Genomic DNA, 3,205 nt, shown 5'->3' on the forward strand with positions numbered 1-3,205 from the left:
AAGGAAATGGCATTTGCGATTTCACTATGCAAATACATATCAAAGGGGTACTCATCGTGAAGATCAAGCAAGGGCTTGATGGCATCAACGACTTGCAATTGCCCAAGTGCATACCAGGCATGGACTGTTGCCCAGAACAAAGGCGATTTATCATCGTTATCTAATAGCTCAGGATCGGTTGCCATCCGAATCAACTCATCGGCATTTGCCTCGGAAAATCCTAATGCCTTGTAATCCGGCGCAAAGTCTGTTAGCTTGCCAAGCGTCAGCATCGTTTGAGCTAATTCCGAGTAGTCAGTCATTTCTAGTCAGCTTTCATCAGGTTGGTAATGGTCGAGCATCAGTCCATTGATTTGCGAAAAGTGCTTGATGTTGCCGGTGCATAGCAATTCATTGTGGGCCACGGCTGTGGCAGCTATTAAAGCGTCACCCATTTCCATGCTATGGCTTAAGGCAAATTGACGAACCAACTGCCGGGCATGATAGGAAATGCCATGATCTACTTCATGGATGGTGAATTGAAGTGCTTGCAGCATTTTTTCAAAGATCGCCAGCTCTTTTTTGTTCCGGCAAAACGGCACATATTCCATGTAGGTGACGGCAGATATAGATCGCTGCTGTGTGCTGAGAATCAAGTCTTTGGCTGAAAGCACGCCCCGGTCAGCATAGATCAATATATTGGTATCAAAGATCACTCAGCTGGCTCCGGCGACCTTTACGAATATCGCGTAATTCATCTTCCACGGTAGCAATGCCTGAATCACGATGCATGCCGAAAAATTCATTCATTGCTGTTTCTTGCTCTTCTGAATTTACAGTGGGTACAGCAGGGTGAACCACGCCAAGTATTTGGCCGTGGTAAGTAATCTCTACCGTCTCTCCTCGTTTAAGAGCGTCAATAAGAGCCTTGTGTTTGGATTGAAGCTGGGATGCTGTGAGCCGCATAGTTGAAAAAATAAATATTTTAGATTATTTATTTTATCATTTTTAGAGCCTAAAACAATGCACACGCATGTTCAAGGCCTAAAATCTTACGCGAGATTTACGCGACATCGTTATGCCGGTCGTGATTTGTACGGACATTACGCTTGCAGGTCGGCGGATAGTGATTCAGTCCATTATTTGAGTATTTCGAGATTTTATTATGGGCGGGACGGGGATTGTAAATCCATCCCGAACGATTCGAGCAAATGTAAAAAATCAAAAAAAAAATTTCGATCAGACTAGGTAATTTCCACCTAGGTTCAATGCCCCCTATCGGAGATGATCCAAAGCACCTTTGGCAAGAGCCGGGCAACCTACGGTACGTGCCGTCTCAAGGCCGTCTTATCCGCTCGAAACCGAACCGTCAGTCGCCGCCGTATCGGACGATTGATGCGCGAAGCGAGACTCACCTGTATAACCCAACGCCAATTCAAAGTCACGACGAATTCGAAGCATCATCAACCGGTTGCCCCCAATCTTCTGGACCGGCAATTTGCCGTGGAAATGCCCAATCAAGTCTATGCCGGCGACATCACCTATACCCATATTCAGGAAGCTTGGTTGTATCTGGCCGTGGTGATTGATCTCTATTCCCGGCAAGTCGTGGGCTGGTCTATGGCCGAACATATGGTGAACGACGCGCTATTGATGGCGGTTTGGAAACGCAAGCCGGAAAAAAGTTTGCTTTTGTCTCCGATCGCGGCAGCCAATATGCATCGGATAGCCACCGAGCCTTACTAACGCAACACGGCATCCGGCAAAGCATGAGCCGTAAGGGCAATTGCTGGGATAACGCCGTGTCGGAAAGCTTCTTTCACACCCTGAGAACCGAATTGATACATCACCAGACCTATCGAACCCGAGCAGAGGCCAGGCAGGCCGTATTCGAATATATCGAAGTGTCTTACAACCGCGAACGACCCCATTCCGCCAATGGCTACCGCTCGCCCCTTGACTACGAATTGCAGCTTTAAGCTGCTTAAGCGTGTGTCCGGAAAAGTATTGACACATCACGCAGCAATGGCTGCAGGAAAACAGGCAATTCATAGAAGACTACAACCGGCGTATCGAAGCCGAAGGTTGTTTCAGCGTTAGCTTGCGCAAAGCAGCCGAATCCAAATAGCAAGCATGAAAGCGATGCCGCGGTAAAACGCATTCGCCGTCTCGCGCAAGGCTTATTGATCCGCGGCGTTCGGGACTGTCATGCTTTCGCTAGTTCCAGTACCTTGCAAACCCCGCCAATTGCGGCCCGTCATTGCCACGCCGAGCCGTTTTTCAGCCTGGGCCGCCAGTTTTGAGCATCCGATACCTTCCGGCGCATGCAGATAGAAAACCCGGTCGATCAGACCAAACCGTTCTCTGTCTTTCTTGATGACGGCCAGCGCATTAAGATCGGGGTTGGCCGGTGCGGACAGCAGAAAACTCAGGTGTAAGGTATTGGGTTGGCATTCTGTATCGGGAAACGGATTGGCTCGCACGGCGTGCTCCAGTTCCGCCAACGCCAGTAATAATAACTGCGGCTCGAAACCGTGGCGTTTGTTTATTTCCTCCACAATCCGCGCGGACAGTGGCCCAACGTCTTCAGCATGGCTACGAAACACCGCATTGCCACTTTGGATATAGGTTTTGACGTCGCAGAGGCCAAGGCTTTCGAAAATGGCAACCAATGCCGGCATCGGGAGAATATGCTTCCCGCCAACATTGATGCCTCTCAACAATGCGATATAAGTCTTCATTCGTTTACCGAGTGGGTGCCGGTCGGCCAGCGTGTTAGAATAAGCGGCTACAGGCACCTTCACGTTTTGCAATTCGCCTTTTTGGCCGTCGACGCGTTGGCTTTACGCAGGTTACGTTGAACTCGTCCTGCGGCATCATACGAGCGGCACGCCCAGATAGCTGCCTGCTCGCGGTCTTCCAAGTATCTGTTTTGATGGTTCGGATGGAGGCGGAAGCCGAAAAACAGCTTCATCAAAACTGTTTCCCTTTATCCAAAGTAAATTCAACGTGTTGTGGGACACGATCTTTTAAATGATCAAACGCCTAACCACGGCTTGTATTTGGGTGCCATACGTGCCGGCCGCCTTACTACCGTTTGTCGTTGACGGATTGGTGCGGCGCAAAACCAGCCAAACCAACTTCGATTACCCTAGCCCGATCGCGCATCGCTACAGTCTCTACTTGATGCTTGGACACCGCTGGATTCGTGATTAGTTGGTGGAAC

General features: G+C 49.5%; 6 protein-coding genes and 1 pseudogene. 3 read left to right on the forward strand and 4 right to left on the reverse strand.

The window, feature by feature from the left end:
* The 3 genes from AC3B8H_RS19720 to AC3B8H_RS19730 all read right to left on the reverse strand — a co-directional run.
* On the reverse strand, positions 1-302 hold a 302-nt coding region (locus AC3B8H_RS19720), incomplete at its 3' end, for a hypothetical protein (protein ID WP_488443224.1).
* 6 nt (positions 303-308) lie between these two features.
* A complete protein-coding gene (locus AC3B8H_RS19725; protein ID WP_488443225.1) occupies positions 309-695 on the reverse strand; it encodes a PIN domain-containing protein in 387 nt (128 codons plus the stop codon).
* Positions 685-945 carry a hypothetical protein gene (locus AC3B8H_RS19730; protein ID WP_488443226.1) on the reverse strand — a complete coding sequence of 87 codons (261 nt, stop codon included), beginning with the start codon at positions 943-945 and terminating at the stop codon, positions 685-687. The genes AC3B8H_RS19725 and AC3B8H_RS19730 overlap by 11 nt, the downstream gene beginning before the upstream one ends.
* A 309-nt stretch (positions 946-1,254) precedes the next feature.
* Between AC3B8H_RS19730 and AC3B8H_RS19735 the strand changes: the two are divergent.
* Positions 1,255-1,958 (forward strand): annotated as a pseudogene (locus AC3B8H_RS19735) (IS3 family transposase); the annotation flags it as partial.
* A gap of 50 nt (positions 1,959-2,008) precedes the next feature.
* The gene (locus tag AC3B8H_RS19740) at positions 2,009-2,107 is read left to right on the forward strand and encodes a type II toxin-antitoxin system CcdA family antitoxin (protein ID WP_488443228.1); all 99 of its coding nucleotides are present in this window, start codon (positions 2,009-2,011) and stop codon (positions 2,105-2,107) included.
* 52 nt (positions 2,108-2,159) lie between these two features.
* On the opposite strand, the gene AC3B8H_RS19745 is transcribed toward AC3B8H_RS19740, so the two are convergent.
* Positions 2,160-2,783, reverse strand: coding sequence for a DUF1697 domain-containing protein (locus AC3B8H_RS19745; protein ID WP_488443229.1), 624 nt, complete (start codon positions 2,781-2,783; stop codon positions 2,160-2,162).
* Between the two features lie 229 nt (positions 2,784-3,012).
* Between AC3B8H_RS19745 and AC3B8H_RS19750 the strand changes: the two genes are divergently transcribed.
* Entirely contained in the window at positions 3,013-3,195 is a 183-nt protein-coding gene (locus AC3B8H_RS19750; protein WP_488443227.1) for an IncC plasmid conjugative DNA transfer DtrJ family protein, read from the forward strand.
* Positions 3,196-3,205: the final 10 nt, after the last annotated feature.

It is taken from the genome of Methylomonas sp. BG-2 (assembly GCF_057766305.1).